At 31.8% G+C, this 15749-nt stretch carries 16 protein-coding genes; 4 read left to right on the forward strand and 12 right to left on the reverse strand.

Annotation, left to right across the window (positions count from 1 at the left end; all coding sequences use genetic code 11):
• The first annotated feature begins 127 nt into the window (after window positions 1-127).
• Both thiH and K6T82_RS15155 read left to right on the forward strand, forming a co-directional pair.
• Window positions 128-1279, forward strand: coding sequence for a 2-iminoacetate synthase ThiH (gene thiH / locus K6T82_RS15150; protein WP_223707199.1), 1152 nt, complete (start codon window positions 128-130; stop codon window positions 1277-1279).
• A 90-nt stretch (window positions 1280-1369) separates the two neighbouring features.
• A complete protein-coding gene (locus K6T82_RS15155) occupies window positions 1370-2080 on the forward strand; it encodes a HesA/MoeB/ThiF family protein (protein WP_223707202.1) in 711 nt (236 codons plus the stop codon).
• Here K6T82_RS15155 and K6T82_RS15160 read toward each other — a convergent pair.
• From K6T82_RS15160 to K6T82_RS15175, 4 genes are all read right to left on the reverse strand, one after another.
• The gene (locus tag K6T82_RS15160) at window positions 2077-2871 is read right to left on the reverse strand and encodes an MOSC domain-containing protein (RefSeq protein WP_223707206.1); all 795 of its coding nucleotides are present in this window, start codon (window positions 2869-2871) and stop codon (window positions 2077-2079) included. The two genes, K6T82_RS15155 and K6T82_RS15160, sit on opposite strands and share 4 nt — an antisense overlap.
• Before the next feature lies 1 nt (window position 2872).
• The gene (aat, locus tag K6T82_RS15165) at window positions 2873-3517 is read right to left on the reverse strand and encodes a leucyl/phenylalanyl-tRNA--protein transferase (RefSeq protein WP_223707211.1); all 645 of its coding nucleotides are present in this window, start codon (window positions 3515-3517) and stop codon (window positions 2873-2875) included.
• Window positions 3518-3664: 147 nt separating this feature from the next.
• Window positions 3665-4036, reverse strand: coding sequence for a DUF3127 domain-containing protein (locus K6T82_RS15170; protein WP_223707213.1), 372 nt, complete (start codon window positions 4034-4036; stop codon window positions 3665-3667).
• Between the two features lie 34 nt (window positions 4037-4070).
• On the reverse strand, window positions 4071-4946 hold the full coding sequence (locus K6T82_RS15175) for a flavin reductase family protein (protein WP_223707215.1): 876 nt from the start codon (window positions 4944-4946) through the stop codon (window positions 4071-4073).
• Window positions 4947-5105: 159 nt separating this feature from the next.
• Between K6T82_RS15175 and K6T82_RS15180 the strand changes: the two genes are divergently transcribed.
• Window positions 5106-6257 carry a sensor histidine kinase gene (locus K6T82_RS15180; protein ID WP_223707217.1) on the forward strand — a complete coding sequence of 384 codons (1152 nt, stop codon included), beginning with the start codon at window positions 5106-5108 and terminating at the stop codon, window positions 6255-6257.
• A 92-nt stretch (window positions 6258-6349) separates the two neighbouring features.
• Here K6T82_RS15180 and K6T82_RS15185 read toward each other — a convergent pair whose 3' ends face one another.
• Window positions 6350-6739 (reverse strand): HIT family protein, encoded by a 390-nt coding sequence (locus K6T82_RS15185; protein WP_223707219.1) that lies wholly within the window; start codon window positions 6737-6739, stop codon window positions 6350-6352.
• Between the two features lie 71 nt (window positions 6740-6810).
• On the reverse strand, window positions 6811-7287 hold the full coding sequence (gene greA / locus K6T82_RS15190; RefSeq protein WP_026728641.1) for a transcription elongation factor GreA: 477 nt from the start codon (window positions 7285-7287) through the stop codon (window positions 6811-6813).
• A gap of 157 nt (window positions 7288-7444) precedes the next feature.
• Between greA and K6T82_RS15195 the strand changes: the two genes are divergently transcribed.
• On the forward strand, window positions 7445-7861 hold the full coding sequence (locus tag K6T82_RS15195) for a Rieske (2Fe-2S) protein (RefSeq protein ID WP_223707221.1): 417 nt from the start codon (window positions 7445-7447) through the stop codon (window positions 7859-7861).
• 9 nt (window positions 7862-7870) lie between these two features.
• On the opposite strand, the gene K6T82_RS15200 is transcribed toward K6T82_RS15195, so the two are convergent.
• The 6 genes from K6T82_RS15200 to arfB form a co-directional block, all read right to left on the reverse strand.
• Window positions 7871-10543: a carboxypeptidase-like regulatory domain-containing protein gene (locus tag K6T82_RS15200; RefSeq protein ID WP_223707223.1), complete on the reverse strand. Its 2673-nt coding sequence runs from the start codon at window positions 10541-10543 to the stop codon at window positions 7871-7873.
• A 192-nt stretch (window positions 10544-10735) separates the two neighbouring features.
• Window positions 10736-11488 carry a GLPGLI family protein gene (locus K6T82_RS15205; RefSeq protein ID WP_223707225.1) on the reverse strand — a complete coding sequence of 251 codons (753 nt, stop codon included), beginning with the start codon at window positions 11486-11488 and terminating at the stop codon, window positions 10736-10738.
• Window positions 11489-11585: 97 nt separating this feature from the next.
• The gene (locus K6T82_RS15210; protein ID WP_223707227.1) at window positions 11586-12335 is read right to left on the reverse strand and encodes a GLPGLI family protein; all 750 of its coding nucleotides are present in this window, start codon (window positions 12333-12335) and stop codon (window positions 11586-11588) included.
• 99 nt (window positions 12336-12434) lie between these two features.
• Window positions 12435-12644 (reverse strand): hypothetical protein, encoded by a 210-nt coding sequence (locus K6T82_RS15215; RefSeq protein WP_223707230.1) that lies wholly within the window; start codon window positions 12642-12644, stop codon window positions 12435-12437.
• A 272-nt stretch (window positions 12645-12916) separates the two neighbouring features.
• On the reverse strand, window positions 12917-15079 hold the full coding sequence (locus K6T82_RS15220) for a TonB-dependent receptor (protein WP_223707232.1): 2163 nt from the start codon (window positions 15077-15079) through the stop codon (window positions 12917-12919).
• 267 nt (window positions 15080-15346) lie between these two features.
• Window positions 15347-15748 (reverse strand): alternative ribosome rescue aminoacyl-tRNA hydrolase ArfB, encoded by a 402-nt coding sequence (gene arfB, locus K6T82_RS15225; RefSeq protein WP_223707235.1) that lies wholly within the window; start codon window positions 15746-15748, stop codon window positions 15347-15349.
• Window position 15749 lies beyond the last annotated feature (1 nt).

Raw genomic sequence — 15749 nt, forward strand, 5'->3', positions numbered from 1 at the left:
TTGTGAGCTTTATTATTAATAATAAGAACGCAGAGCTTTGCGGACTTTAAAGCCAAACAAAAACAACACAAAGCTTAGCGAACTTTGCGTATTCTTAGCGCACTTTGCGGTAAAAAAACAAATCCACATGAATACTTTTAAATCTATTTTCGAGCAATACAATTGGGATAAAATCCAATCCAGAATATACAAAACCACATCAAAAGATGTCGAACGAACTTTAGCTAAAACCAAGTACAATCTCGATGATTTTTTGATCTTGATCTCTCCTATTGCGCAAAATTATTTAGAGCAAATGGCACAGAAATGCCACGAAATCACCAAGAAACGTTTCGGAAAAACCATTCAAATGTACGCTCCACTCTATTTGAGCAACGAATGCCAAAATATATGCACCTATTGCGGATTTAGTTTAGACAATAAAATCAAAAGAAAAACCCTGACTGATGCTGAAATAAAACTCGAAATCGAAGCTTTAAAAAAAAACGGTTTCGATCATGTTTTATTGGTTACTGGCGAAGCAAATTATACCGTAAACATCAATTATTTTCTGAATGCAATCAATTTAATCGAAGAAGATTTTTCGATTATTTCTGTTGAAGTACAGCCACTCTCTACAGAAGATTATGAGCGTTTGCATGATGCAGGAGTGTATTCGGTTTTGGTTTATCAAGAAACATATCATCAGGAAGTTTACAAAAAATATCATACCAAAGGCAAAAAATCCAACTTCGATTATCGATTGGAAACTCCTGACCGAATTGGAACTGCTGGAATTCATAAAATTGGCCTAGGCGTTTTATTAGGTTTAGAAGATTGGCGTACGGATAGTTTTTTCAACGCTTTACATTTAGATTATTTGCAGAAGAAATATTGGCAGACTAAATATTCGGTTTCTTTTCCTCGTCTTCGTCCCGCTGAAGGCATTATCGAACCGAACTTTATTATGGATGATAAAGATTTGACTCAATTGATTTGCGCTTACCGATTATGGAATGAAGATCTGGAAATTTCAATTTCAACACGTGAAAACGAAAAATTCAGAAACAATATTATTCCGATTGGAGTGACAAGTATGAGTGCCGGTTCTAAAACCAATCCAGGCGGCTATGTGGTCGATCCGCAGTCTTTGGAACAATTTGAAATCAGCGATGAGCGTTCGGCTGAAGAAATTTCAAAAATCATAAAAAATGCAGGTTATGAACCCGTTTGGAAAGACTGGGACAAATCATTTAGTCATAAAGTTGGAAAGTCTAAAGTCATAAAGTCTTTTACTTAGACAACTTTTTTTCACTTTCGACTTTTGACTTTTGACTTTCGACTTTTGACTTTCGACTTTTGACTTTAAAAACTTTAAGACTTAATTAAAATGAGCATTATTCAAGAATTCCTTCGTTACAACAGACAAACCATTCTTCCTGAAATTGGCGATGAAGGTCAGGAAAAATTAAAAAAAGCGCGAGTTTTAGTCATTGGAGCTGGCGGTTTGGGTTGTCCTATCTTACAATATATTGCCACAGCTGGAGTTGGTTATATCGGAATTGTGGATTTTGATACGATTGAAATTCATAATCTTCACAGACAAATTTTATATACTGAAAGTGAAATTGGCAAACACAAAGCTGTTGTTGCTAAAGATGTGGTTTCAAAACTAAATCCGTTAATTGAAGCTGTTGCGATCAATGAAAAATTAACGGTTGAAAATGCCTCAAAAATCATTGAACAATATGATATTGTTGTGGATGGTTCTGATAATTTTTCGACTCGTTATTTGGTAAATGATACTTGCGTTCAGTTGAAAAAATCTTTGGTTTATGGAAGCATTTTAAAATTTGAAGGACAAATTGCTGTTTTCAATCATAACGGAAGTAAGAATCTCCGTGATTTATTTCCAGAAATGCCCGATCCTAAAGATGTTCCAAACTGTAATTTGAATGGCGTTTTAGGAACATTACCCGGAATTATCGGAAATATGATGGCGCACGAAACACTGAAATTAATTCTTGAATTACCAACTTTAAACAATGAATTGGTAATCTTCAACACTTTAAACTGGAATCTTACGAAATTGAATTTCTAAAAAACAACCTCATCACCAACGCTGATAATTCCAGAATTCAGACTCACAAGATTAGTCCCGAATAAAACAGAATTATCTACGTTTCTGTATTTGCTTAAAGTTTTTAAAGGTTCTTTTTTTATAATTCCTTTCTGCGGATCGTTGTTCACCATAATACATCTTCCGCAGGGTTTTATGTTTTTAAACTGAACTTCGCCAATCGCGAAAGTTTTAAAATCATCTTCTTCGTGTGCACTTTTGGTGCTTACAACGATATTTGGGCGAAATCTTTTTATGGTGATTTTTTCGTCTAATTTTTCATTTAAAAAATCAAGGCTTTCTGTTCCAATTAGTAAATAAGGATAACCGTCGGCTAAACTTACATTGTAGGTTTCATTTGTTCTGGAGCTTTCATGTTTACGAGCTCCAATTTTATTGATTTTTACCAATCTGCATTCAAAACCCAATTTATCGCTAAACCATTTTGAAGCGTTTTTATTGACTTCAAAAACTTCACTTTTATCGTCCCAAACCTGAGAATTTATTGGATTCTCCAAATGCTCATTTATAGAAAATTCATGCGTTTCTCTTTCAAAAGTAATTTGAATTTTATCTCCTAAAATCTGCGGATAAAACTGACTCATTATTGGATATTCTCTTTGCGTAACATGAACATTTTCCGCATTAATAAGCATCCATCTTCTGTCATTTTCAAAGCCCATTTCTTCAGCCGTGGCACTTTTTAAACTAATTCCCGCCAAACTTTTTATCGGATAAATATAAATTTCCTTTACACTGTAAACTACATTCATTTTATTTACTTTTTAAAATCGACATAAAATCCTCACGATCAATTTCTCTACATCCCAAACTCTCTAAGTGTGGATTATAAACCTGACAATCTAATAGTTTATAATTTTCTTTTTTCAAATATAAAGCTAAAGCAATAAAAGCAACCTTTGAAGCATTTGAAACTTTAGAAAACATACTTTCGCCGCAAAAAACATTTCCCTTTCCTAAATCAATTCCGTACAAACCGCCAACCAACTTTTCATCTTGCCATACCTCAACAGATTTTGCAATTCCTTCTTCATTTAATTTGCAATAAGCATTGATCATTTCATCAGAAATCCAGGTTCCGTTTTGTCCATCTCGTTTTATCTGCTGGCAATTCGAAATCACTTCTTTAAAATTTTTATTGTACGTAACCTTAAACATCTTTCGGTTCAGGATATTTCGCATACTTTTGGAAATCACCAATTCATCAAAAAATAGCACCATCCTTGGATCTGGCGCCCACCAAAGAATCGGTTCTCCTTCATTAAACCACGGAAAAATACCGCTTTTATAGGCTAATTGTAAACGTTCTGAACTTAAATCGCCTCCAATTGCCAAAATACCTTCTTCGTCGGCTTCGGTTACTGGAGGAAAAAACAAATCGTTGAATAAATAATACATTTTTTAAAATAATTAATTTAAAATTCCAACCCTGAAATTCCAAATTCCAATCTCGATAGTTATCAGGTTGTAACAAAAAATTCCAAATTCCAAATTCAGTCGAATGAATTGGAATTTGGAATTTAAAATATTGTAATTTCTAAACTCTTAGAACGGCAAATCGTCTGGTTCGTCTTCGTTTACATTTGTTGCAGGAGCAAAAGTTTGTGCAGTTGGCATTGGTGGCGCTTGTGTTGGCGCTTCGTTACCTACTCTTTCGATTCTCCAACCTTGAATACTATTAAAATATCTAGTTTCACCTTGTGGATTTACCCACTCTCTTCCTCTTAAATTGATAGAAACTTTTACTGGCTCTCCTTGCTTATAGCTGCTTAATAAATCGCATTTATCTTGTGTAAATTCGATTAAAATATGCTGTGGATACTGCTCATCTGTAGTTACAACCAATTCTCTTTTTTTGAATGATGCACTAACTTGCTGCTCTGGGTTAACCACTTTTACTTTTCCTATAACTTCCATCTTCGTTTATATTAATTATTGTTTCTATTCTTTTTTATTTTTTTGCTAAAAGTACTTTCCAAGCCGATTCTACATCTCCATTATCCAAATATTTTTTGGCTTCTAAATGTACTTTTTTCTGATCATCGGAGCTTAAAACTCCTTTCACAGAAAAATTTTCTTTCACAAATATACTAACTTCTTCCTTTGTAGGCAAAATTTCTATGTTGCCTAATTTGCCTAAATCATTTCCATCAAAAACAGCACTTTCTTTTACGAAATCTGGAATTGCATCTACGCCTACTCCTAGGGTTGTCAAGGGTTTTGCCACTTCAAAAAGTCCTTGGTTTGATCTAGAATACCAATTTTGTCCCAGTCTTGAAACCAAATCGATCTTATGCTGATCTATTGCTCCATTTTCATCTAAAACCGATTCATGAATGTGCATTTTGACCACTTCACACAAAATTAAATTTCCAGCACCACCTTCTGTTCCTAACGGAATAATCTGCGTTATCTTGCATTCAAACTGAACAGGAGATTCTTTTACGCGATAGGGTTTTACAATATCAGACGGAATTTGTGTCAAACCCGCTTTTATAAACTCATTTACCCCTTCTGCATATTCTGTACTTGCCAGTGATGTTTGCTGTACTAAGTCAAAATTTACAACGTTAATAACAACTTCGCGCGTTGCTTCTGCATTAATTAAAGTATGTTTGACAGTATTGTCGCGAACACGTCTTGCCGGCGAAAAGACCAAAATTGGCGGATTAGCACTAAAGACATTAAAGAAACTAAAAGGCGATAAATTCGGAATCCCTTTTGCACTAACGGTACTGGCAAAAGCAATTGGCCTTGGTCCTACTGCACTCTGAAGGTAACCATGCAATTTTGCAGTTGGAATCTCTTTTGGATCGATGCTAATCATATTTTCTATATTTAACCAAACCTCATTTTGGTAACTGCAAAAGTATTGAAATGGTTTAATTAGAAGAAATACTTTTGCAGATAAAACTAAAAATCTTTCGACATTCGCAAAATATAAAATGTGTATATTTCGTTATATTTATACCTCAAAATAACTGATATGTCTTTTTCTGAAAGAACAAATACAACCCGCTGGATTATTATTTCGGTTTGCTTTATTATCATTTCGCTAATTCTTTGGAACACTTATACTTTCTTCCAAATATTTAAAAATGAAGAACGCTTAAAGATGAATCTGTTTGTCAATGCACAAATTACGATTGTGAACGCAGATGAAAATACCGATGTCGAACTTCCTCTTCAGATTTTCAATAACAACACATCCATTCCGGGAATAATTATGTTGTATGATAAAGTAGTAAGTTCTAAAAATGTTCCAGAAGAAATTTTAAACGATCAGAAGAAGCGAAATGCCTTTTTGAATAAATTAAAAAGTGAAAATGAACCGATTACTTTTGAGTATGCTCCAGGAAAATACCAGACTTTATATTATGGAAATTCAGAACTGCTCAATAAACTTAAATATTACCCGATTGCTTTAGCCTTAATTATCTTCTTGTGCATTGCCTTAATTTATAATTTTTATAAAAGCACCAAAATGGCGACGCAAAACAAACTTTGGGCAGGAATGGCAAAAGAAACGGCACATCAAATTGGTACGCCTTTATCTTCTTTGATTGGCTGGGTTGAAATTTTAAAAACCGAAGAAATTGATCCGTCTATTTCTATTGAAATTGAAAAAGATATTGAACGCTTGCAAACCATTACAGATCGTTTTTCTAAAATTGGTTCTGTCCCTGTTTTAGGACTTCATGATATAGTGGAGGAAACAAAAAACACGTATGAGTATTTACAATCTCGTTTTTCTAAACAAGTTGCTTTTACCTTTAAAGCCCCAGAAATACCGATTTTAGGAATGATCAATCCGACTTTACATAGCTGGACTATCGAAAATTTGGTCAAAAATGCAATTGATGCCATGAAGGGAAAAGGGAATTTAGACCTTCAAATTGAGCAAGACGCACATCACGTAAAAATTAACATTAAAGATTCTGGAACCGGGATTTCTAAAAAACAGTTTAAAACAATATTCGAGCCAGGTTTTACTACCAAAAAACGTGGTTGGGGGCTCGGACTTTCTTTAACGAAAAGAATTGTGGAAGAATATCACAATGGAAAAATTAAAGTTTTACATTCTGAAATTGGAAAAGGTACTACGTTTCAGATTTCATTAAATAAAAAAATGCAGTAAATCGTTTTTACTGCATTTTTTTATCTCTATCTTAAGATAAACTTTATGGGCTTCGACTTCGCTCAGCCTGACAAACTTATCAGATAATATTCTTATAAATTTGATTGAATATCTTTTGCTAAAGCTTCAAATTCTTCTTTTGAAAGCGAAACTTTATTTATGAAACGCATTTCATCCATTTCGTTTAGCGGAATCAAATGTACGTGTGCGTGTGGTACTTCTAGCCCAACTACTGCAATTCCAACTCTTTTGCAAGGAACCGTTTTTTCTAAAGCGGCTGCGATTTTTTTAGAGAATTTCATCAACCCTAAATACAGTTCTTCGTCCATATCAAAAATCTTGTCGATTTCTTGTTTTGGAATACAAAGCGTATGTCCTTTTGCATTTGGATTTACATCTAAAAAAGCCAGATATTTATCGTCTTCAGCAATTTTATAAGCAGGGATTTCTCCGTTTACTATTTTTGTGAATATTGAGCTCATTGTTTATTTGTGTAATCGGTTAATCGTTAAATCGGTTAAACGAATAAACGATTAACCAGTTAAACTAAAAATTAGTCTCTTGAGATTTCAAGAATTTCAAATTTCAAAACTCCATTTGGAACTGTGATTTCTGCTACTTCTCCAACAGATTTCCCTAATAAACCTTTTCCGATTGGAGATGTTACAGAGATTTTTCCAGTTTTTAAATCTGCTTCACTTTCTGCTACAAGAGTATATTTCATTTCCATTCCGTTACTTTGGTTTTTGATTTTTACATTCGATAAAACCAAAACTTTAGAAACGTCTAATTGCGACTCGTCAATTAATCTAGCATTTGCATAAACTTCTTCTAGTTTAGCAATTCTCATTTCTAATAAACCCTGTGCTTCTTTTGCTGCATCATATTCTGCATTTTCAGACAAATCTCCTTTATCTCTTGCGTCTGCTATATCTTGAGATGCCTTTGGACGCATTACACTTTTCAGGTGCTCCAATTCATCTTTTAATTTTTTTAATCCTTCTGCTGTATAATAAGATACTTTACTCATAACTTCATCGTTTATATAAATACAAAAAATCCCATCGCGACGGGATTTTCTTACCACAAATATACTATTATTTTTAATAGTACATAATTATATGTTAATCATATAGATTTCAAATCTAAATAAATTATTTTTGTTTTAACTAATTCTGATTCAAATAATGAAAAAAATCTGGTTCTTTATCGCACTTACCGCTGTATTATTCTCCTGCAGTGACAATAACAGAAGCAACAACAATCCGTACATTCCTAATTATTCTGTTAATGCTTATCTTGATATGAATCTTCCATCTTATAATAATTTAAGATATGTAAGTAATCCTGTTTATGTGGCCAATTATGGTGCTAAAGGCATTATTGTCATGAATACAGGACCAAACACCTATACTGCTTTTGATGCAGCCTGCCCAAATCAGGAACTTACTTCTTGTACAGCAATGACAATTGACGGAATTTATGCTGTTTGTTCTTGCGATAAAGCTCAATATAACTTGTTTACAGGACTTGGAGGAAAGGAATATCCAATGAAACAATATCGTGTCGAAGTCTCTGGAAGTGTGGTTCATGTTTATAACTAAAAATTAACCTTATAGTTTATAAGTTAATGTAAACATAATCGCTCGAGGCAAAATATAAATTGCCTGCTGACTAATCATATAATCCGAAAACGAGTAGCTATTTTTCTTTTTAATATCAAATAAATTATTGACTGATAATTCAAATCCTAAAGGTTGGTTTTTCTTTTGATAAAAAATTGATGTATTGGCTATGTCATAAAAGTTAGATTGATTTTGATTATCCGTATTTTTTAAACTTTCGTAATCTAGTTTATAAGTCCAATTTTTTAAGAACGTGATTTCAAATGCGGCGCTTATAGCATCTGTTTGATATTTTGATTTTGTGAGTCCAGAAAATTCGTTAAAGCCTTTCGTGTAACCGATACTCAAATCTGGCCATTTTTTGTAAGCTGTCTTAAAAATAAAACCAATACTTTGATTGTTTCTTGTATTAATTGTATTGATGTCATTTAGTATTTGAGAATACTCAAACCAGGATAAATTGGCTTTTAATTTCAAGTTAAATCGATAAATTCTCTTTGAGACATTACCCATAAAACCCATATTTGTCTCTGGATTATCTGTTAAAATCGGAGTATTGAATTGATTGATTCCGTCTAATCGAATTTCATTTCGAATTACTTTTACTTTTTTTGAATAATTTAAAAAACCATTCCAGATAATTCCTGCGTACGAATTCATTTTGGAATAACGAAGAGTAGCGGCGTGATATTTTTCATTTTCTAATAATGTATTTCCTTTATAGACTGCATTATAAAACTGCATAGTGTAATTATTCGCTAATTGATCTGCTTTCGGAAACTGATTTTCCAATTTATAAGTAAAACTTAGATTTTCTGATTTATTGAACTCATAATCACTATTCCATTGTGGTTGAAATAATATTTTAGAAATTGTGTTTGTTGCATTTTGCTGATCCGTATTCAATTGATACCAGTGCACGTAAATTCCAGGTTTATTAATCCATTTGCCAATTCTAAATTTATATTCCACTCCGACATAAGCATCGTTTAATTTGTATTGAATACTATTTCCAAAACCAGCTGCTTCAAAATCATTGATGGTACCATCTGTCAAAATTTGTTTTTCTGAAGTTACAAAATGTGATTTTTCAAAATTATTACCAATATTAGTATACAAATGGTTAGCATTATTTATTACCCAATAATGTTTAAAAAGAGCATCAACAGAATTGACCTCAGATCTTTTTACTTGGCTTACATGATAATTTTCATCTTTAATTAATGGTATTAAACCTGATAAAAAAGGTTCATTTGTAAACCAGTCATTTTGAGGCGTTATTTTTTCGTATGCTTGATTGACCACAAAAGTTGTAGTATGCTGAGTATTGTAACTTTTATGCCATTCAACATATTGTTTTACAGAAGAATTATCAGCTTTATTAATTGTTTCAAATACAGTTGAGCCTAAATTGGTAATGGAATTTAAAACGCTATTTAAATCGTTATTACTTGCCTGATATTGTCCGTTATAATACCATTTTTCTTTATTGCTTGGAGAATAATCAATCTTTATATTTCCAATTCCTAAAACCGCTTTATTATCTCCTTTTCTAGTTTTATTTTCAAAATCTACCGAACTATTATTCAAATATTCTACCTCATTATCTATTCTTGCCACAGTAAAAACTTTTGAAAATATCCAATACCCGGAAATGGAAAGTTTAGAAGAAAAATCATGGCTAAAATTAAAAGCACTAAATTGAGATTTCTTTTTTAAAAAATCGGTATTATCATTAGTAAAAGAAGACAAGTTAGAAAGAGATTTTCTCCCAGAAAGAAAACTACTTACTCCGCCGCCAAACCGCATTAAATCATCAAATGTAAAAGTGCTTTTACCAATAGAATTGGCATCGCCTATAAAACTTACATTTGTTTTTGGACTGTAATAAAACAAAGCAGCATGCGCCAGATAAAAACCATTATCACCTGCACCAACCTCGGCACCAGCTTCTACGTTCCCAAAAACAAATTTCTTTTTATCTTCTTTAAGTTTTACATTCATGGCAAGGTCATCGCTATCGGAGACCTGTTTCATAAAACCTACTTCATTAAAATGATCTATAACTTCAATTTTATCAAGTGCATTAGCCGGAATATTTTCTACAGCGAGTTTAGAACCTCCACCAAAAAATGATTTTCCTTCGACTAACATTTTGGTCACTTTTTTACCTTGCACAGTAACTATTCCTTTTTTATCAACTTCAACCCCAGGTAATTTTTCTAAGATTTCTTTCATCTTACGTTCATTACCATTGGCAAAACTATTGACATCAAAAACGAGAGTATCTTTCTTTACAATTACCGGTTTAAAGTCGTGTTTTATTACAATTTCTTTTAAGTCTTCTCCTGATGATCGTAACTTAAAATCATAATTTGAAATTGTACTTCCTGATTCTCGTACAAAAGCTTCTTCGATATAGCCAATATAAGAGACCGTAATTTCATATGCTACATTTTTTTCAAGTTCTAATTTATAGCGTCCTTTATTATCTGCAATGGCAAATTTAAGACTTGTTTTTCCTTCTAAAGGTTTCGCAATAACATTTGCAGATTCCAATGGTTTACCAACATCATCAGTAACTACACCTGTAAAAATATGACCCTGAGCAAAGGAAATCAATGAATTTAAAAAAAATAGAATCCCAAATAATCTAGTCATTTTATAATTTATTCTATTAACATTGAGAAAGCGTAAATGCAAATCATTAAAATGTTAATTGGTCAAAGCTTTGTTAAATCTTTCGCGTATTTACTTTTTAACTAGGCTAATTTTTAATTTATTTCTACTTCAATTTTACTGTTTTTGGCGATTTAGAAAAACGTAATTAAATGCATTTCTAAACATTTAAATTTAATTATTTAAAAATGAAGATTGATATTTCTCATACTCCTCTGTAGTGATGGTTTTTCCTTTTGGAAATTCAAACTTCAGCTCTTTATTTTTATCAATTTTTATCTCCGTAGCTAGAAATACACCATATGATTCCTGCAATTCTAAAATTAGTCCAGGTAAGCCAAAGTATTCTTTAGGACCATATCTATAAGGTAAACTAGGGGCAAACCATGCAGTAACAGGTATTGTAATATTATTTCCTTTCCAATTCATGTAACTTTTAAGGTATACAGCCTTGTAACACAAATAATCCCCTATTTTTTTACTTTCGGTTGTAATATCCCACTCTTTATTTTTAACATTTTGTTTGACAAGCATTCCATTATTAACATAACGGAACATTGCTAATTTTAAAGTGTTATCTAAAAAATAATCATAAGTGCTTGAATAACTATTAGCCATTTTATCAAATCGTTGCTCTTCTTTACTAACATCAAGAGACAAAATATTATTACGAGTAAATTTAGATTTTGAATTATCAAACTCCAATAAAAACACTTGCTTGGCAAGACTTAAAGCTTTTCCCTCCTTAACTTTCTTCCCTAATGGATCTACTGGGTTGTATTGAGAATCATATTCCTGAGCAAGCATTACTTTATAAATAACAGTACCTGAGAATTCCTGAGAATAACTATGAGCAAATACTGACAAAGCCAACACTAAAAAAAAATATTTTTTTAGTGTTTGTTTTTGTTTAACTATTATAAACATACATAAGAATTTTGCTTATAAACATACATAAAAAGTCACATGAAATTTACTACGATTTTAACAAATTATTATTTTTTTCTTTGCAATTCTTTTAACATTAGTTTTTTTTATAATTCTCAAGAATTTTAGCTTCTAGTTCTTCCTTCGTTATATCCTTACCTCTTTTAGGTCTTTCAATTTCTTTTACCTTGTTATATTCAAATTCTATTTTTGAAACATATAGATATTTCTTTCCGTTAATACTTGCTTCTAAAACTAAGCCCGGTAATCCATCTAGTCCTTTTGGCCCAAAGGAAGCCGGAATATCTGGGGTAAACCAAACTATAGGAGTAAAAACTAGTTTTCTATCATTGTGAGGGTTATAAATATCTTCATATGTTGTGGTAGCTTTATAACATTTATAACCATCAACCATCTTCATTTCATTAGTAATTTCCCATTTATATTCATCAAAAGGGACTATAACATTATAAAGTTCAGGTTTATCTCTTTGATAAAACTTTATTTGTTTTTCTAAATTTTTATAATATTTATTATTATCTAATATTTTACTAAGTTTTGAGTCTTCCCCTATGCTTAATTTTTCTACTTTTTGATACAAACTCTCTCTTTTATTGTAAAGCAACTCAAACTCTGTATCTTCTTGATTTTTCATAAACTCTTTTAATAAACCAATCTGTTTATCAGATTGTCCCTTTTTTTTCTCCTCTGTCGATTTAGTTAAATTAACATCTCTGTCATATACACTGCTCTTATAAGTAACTCTTGTTATCTGACTCGAAACAGAATTAACACAAATTAAATTGAGTAAAACAAAACAAAATCCTTTTTTAAATATTTTCAACATTTATATATTTTAAATTAATTAGAAAATAAAAACAGGGTAATACTTAATGATTACCCTATCTTCAATAATAAAATCAAGCATTTCTACACTTACAAAGTATTATCCACACATACCATCTTGTGAATAATATTCATAAAGTGCATTATAATCATCAGATTCTAAACAACCAACTTCATCCTCAATCTTACTTAATAAATCACTTGCACAATTTCCACGAAGTAATTTAACATTTTTCATTTCTTGTGATTTAGCTGTTGCAGATACACTGAATAAAATTACTGCAAAAGCAGTAAAAACTAATTTTTTCATAATTAAAAAGTTTAAAATTTATTAATAATGTTTTGGTTAACCGTTTCAAACATCAATATAATAATTAACAAAATAAGAAAAATCTTTCTTTTTAACTTTTAATTAACAAGAATTTATGTTAAAAAACAAAACTAAAAAGTGAATAAAACTCTACAAAGACCTACTTTATCTCATAAAATCTGCCTAATACTTCAAATTAATTTTAAACCTTATAAAAAAGGAAAAGCCTGAGAGTATGAACTCTCAGGCTTTTCCTTTTTATTTGTTTTCTATTAGAACTTTAGTGTCAAACCAGCTAAGAAATTAATTCCTGCCTGTGGATAATAGTACGGATAAATATCCCACATAGCTCCATTTGAAACATATTTTTTATCCAATATATTATTAACTATTCCGGTAATTGTAATTGATTTGAAAATAGTTTTTGGTCTTATTTCGTAAGAAACATTCAAATCATTTACAAAGTAATCTGCCAATTTAGCCGCAGGAAGTTCAATGTTATTCATGTATTGTTCTCCAACATATTTTTGCAGTAAAGAAACGTATAATCTTTCTATTGGTTTATAAACAATAACGTTTCCTGCAATTACTTCTGGAGAATAAGCGATTTTAGTTGTTCCGTAAAATTCGCCATCAACTGCTAAATCTACGTTTTTGTTGCTACTTAAAGTAAAGTTTGGTCTTAATGTGAATTTTTCTGAAAGTGCAATTGTCGCATCGACTTCAAAACCTAAACGATAACTTTTTTCGGTATTGGCACGAATAGGATTTCCTACGTCATCCAATCTTCCGGTCAAGATCAACTGATCTTTGTACCCCATATAATACACATTAGAATTCAATTGAAACTTCTCTGAATTGAATCTCCAGCCTAATTCGAAATCATTTAATTTTTCTGGTTTTACATTTCCTCCTTCGTAATCGGTTCGGTTCGGTTCACGATTGGCACGTGCATAAGAGAAATAAAGTGTGTTTTTTGAGTTGATTTCAAAATTCAAACCTGCTTTTGGATTAAAGAAATGGAACGTATCATTTACTAAACCAGTTTCTGCGCTATTTGCTTTATAATGTACGTTTCTGTATTGTAAATCTCCATAGAAACTTAATTGTTCTGTAAATTGATAATTTGCTTTAGCGAAAATATTTCCATCTGTTTTTGACGAATAATCATCGTAATAATGATCTCCTAATTCTGAAGTACCCGCATTTCTAGCCCAAATTACTTTTCCATAATGATCACCTTCGTATTTATTCCAAGCTCCACCAACAATAACATTCAGTTTTTCTGTTACATATTTTGCAGAAAAAGTGGTTCCGTAAAAATCATTATCCAACCATTTTTGGCGAATCAAATCTGTTTCTGAAACATCTCCAGCTGAAGCTAAATTATACTCCGCCATAAGTGCATCTGCCTTATAATTCTCAAAATAACCTTTTCCTTTAGTGTAATGAAAAGCTAAGTTTGTACTCCATTTATCAGAGATTGATTCGCTCCAATGCAACTGATAATGATCTTGATTGTAATTATCTGTTTCGTTATCATAATAGCGTGTATTTCCAAACTCATCTGTGTATTCTCCAGCCGAATTATATCTACGATCCGAATTTAATTTTTCGGCATCAATTCCGTTCCAGGCTTGATATGTTTTTTGCGTTCCTCCAAAAACCAAAGCTTTGATTAAAGTAGTTTTTCCAACATAAGTTCCTTGAAGAAAATACGATTTCAAGTCAGAACTCGCACGATCTACATAACCATCCGATTTAATTGTAGACAAACGTCCTGCCAATTCAAAATGATCATTTAATAAACCTGTACTAAACTTAACGGTATTCTTATTAGAATTGAAACTTCCGATAGAGCTTGAAATTTCTCCGGTTGCTTTAGAAGCATAACTATCTGTCAGCATGTTTAAACTTGCACCAAAAGCGCCAGAACCATTTGTAGAAGTTCCTACTCCACGTTGCAATTGCAAGCTTTCGACAGAAGAAGCGAAATCGGGCATATTTACCCAGAAAGTTCCCTGACTTTCGGCATCGTTGTACGGAATTCCGTTGATTGTAACGTTTACACGAGTTGCATCGCTTCCGCGGACTCTGATTCCGGTATATCCTATTCCTCCTCCAGCATCTGAAGTTGTTACAACAGACGGCAGATAATTCATTAAAACTGGAATATCTTGACCAAGATTTCTGTATTTAATTTCTTTTTTATCCATATTACTAAACGTAACAGGTGTTTTTGTTGTAACACGAACTGCAGCAACCAAAACCTCATCAAGCGAATTTACTTTGGTAGAATCTTGCTGTTGTGAAAAAGAGAATAGAGTAAAGAAGAAAGAAGAAAGAAATAAAATAGGCGACTTTCGGATCTGCTTTGAACCTTTGCGCCTTTGCGTCTTTGTACCTTTAAAAGTACCTTTAAATAAAATTTTCATTCGTAAAGAATTACGAATAAAAGGGGGAATTATTCTTTTGTTAAATTAATAAAATGTGTTTCTCGACAAAATAAAGTGTGCACGCTCGATAGTGTCGTTTTTCCCTTAGCAACATTACTCGCTCAGGTTCTTTGGGTATGATCTCAGCTCGTTATTTAGAGCACCCCTTTGAGACAGTGCAAATATAGAAAAGTATTAAGATAAAAGTATCAAGAATTAAGTTTTTTAGTTCTGTACTTCTTAATACTTAATTCTGTAATCTTAATACTAAAAATCAGGTTTTCTTCGAGACTGTTTTAAATCAGAAATATTCTTCTTGTCTTTGATTCTCTTTTTGATGACCGATTTAGGAACTTTAGTAGCCTTTCTGACTTTTGGAACAAACAGTCCTTTTTTGATTATCTCTAAAAACCTTTTAATAACAATTTCCTTGTTTTTTAGCTGACTTCTATCTTCATCGCAATTTAAAATCAGAATATTTTCAGAAGTCAACCTTGCCGATATGTTTTCTTTTAAAATTAATTTTTCTTCATCAGATAAAGCTTGGGAAGCATTCAAATCAAAATTCAGAACTATTTTTGACGAAACTTTATTTACGTTTTGTCCGCCCGCTCCACTGCTGCGAACGGCTTTAAAATTTAGTTCTGATATGATTTTATCTACATCCATA

Source organism: Flavobacterium potami, from assembly GCF_020026915.1.
Classification (GTDB): Bacteria; Bacteroidota; Bacteroidia; order Flavobacteriales; family Flavobacteriaceae; genus Flavobacterium; species Flavobacterium potami.

Coding starts and splice junctions, on each gene's coding strand:
- K6T82_RS15155 (WP_223707202.1), top strand. CDS start 1,370: ATGAGCATTATTCAAGAATTCCTTCGTTACAACAGACAAACCATTCTT.
- K6T82_RS15180 (WP_223707217.1), top strand. CDS start 5,106: ATGTCTTTTTCTGAAAGAACAAATACAACCCGCTGGATTATTATTTCG.
- K6T82_RS15195 (WP_223707221.1), top strand. CDS start 7,445: ATGAAAAAAATCTGGTTCTTTATCGCACTTACCGCTGTATTATTCTCC.
- thiH (WP_223707199.1), top strand. CDS start 128: ATGAATACTTTTAAATCTATTTTCGAGCAATACAATTGGGATAAAATC.
- K6T82_RS15160 (WP_223707206.1), bottom strand. CDS start 2,871: ATGAATGTAGTTTACAGTGTAAAGGAAATTTATATTTATCCGATAAAA.
- K6T82_RS15185 (WP_223707219.1), bottom strand. CDS start 6,739: ATGAGCTCAATATTCACAAAAATAGTAAACGGAGAAATCCCTGCTTAT.
- K6T82_RS15175 (WP_223707215.1), bottom strand. CDS start 4,946: ATGATTAGCATCGATCCAAAAGAGATTCCAACTGCAAAATTGCATGGT.
- K6T82_RS15205 (WP_223707225.1), bottom strand. CDS start 11,488: ATGTTTATAATAGTTAAACAAAAACAAACACTAAAAAAATATTTTTTT.
- K6T82_RS15220 (WP_223707232.1), bottom strand. CDS start 15,079: ATGAAAATTTTATTTAAAGGTACTTTTAAAGGTACAAAGACGCAAAGG.
- K6T82_RS15210 (WP_223707227.1), bottom strand. CDS start 12,335: ATGTTGAAAATATTTAAAAAAGGATTTTGTTTTGTTTTACTCAATTTA.
- greA (WP_026728641.1), bottom strand. CDS start 7,287: ATGAGTAAAGTATCTTATTATACAGCAGAAGGATTAAAAAAATTAAAA.
- aat (WP_223707211.1), bottom strand. CDS start 3,517: ATGTATTATTTATTCAACGATTTGTTTTTTCCTCCAGTAACCGAAGCC.
- K6T82_RS15170 (WP_223707213.1), bottom strand. CDS start 4,036: ATGGAAGTTATAGGAAAAGTAAAAGTGGTTAACCCAGAGCAGCAAGTT.
- K6T82_RS15215 (WP_223707230.1), bottom strand. CDS start 12,644: ATGAAAAAATTAGTTTTTACTGCTTTTGCAGTAATTTTATTCAGTGTA.
- K6T82_RS15200 (WP_223707223.1), bottom strand. CDS start 10,543: ATGACTAGATTATTTGGGATTCTATTTTTTTTAAATTCATTGATTTCC.
- arfB (WP_223707235.1), bottom strand. CDS start 15,748: ATGGATGTAGATAAAATCATATCAGAACTAAATTTTAAAGCCGTTCGC.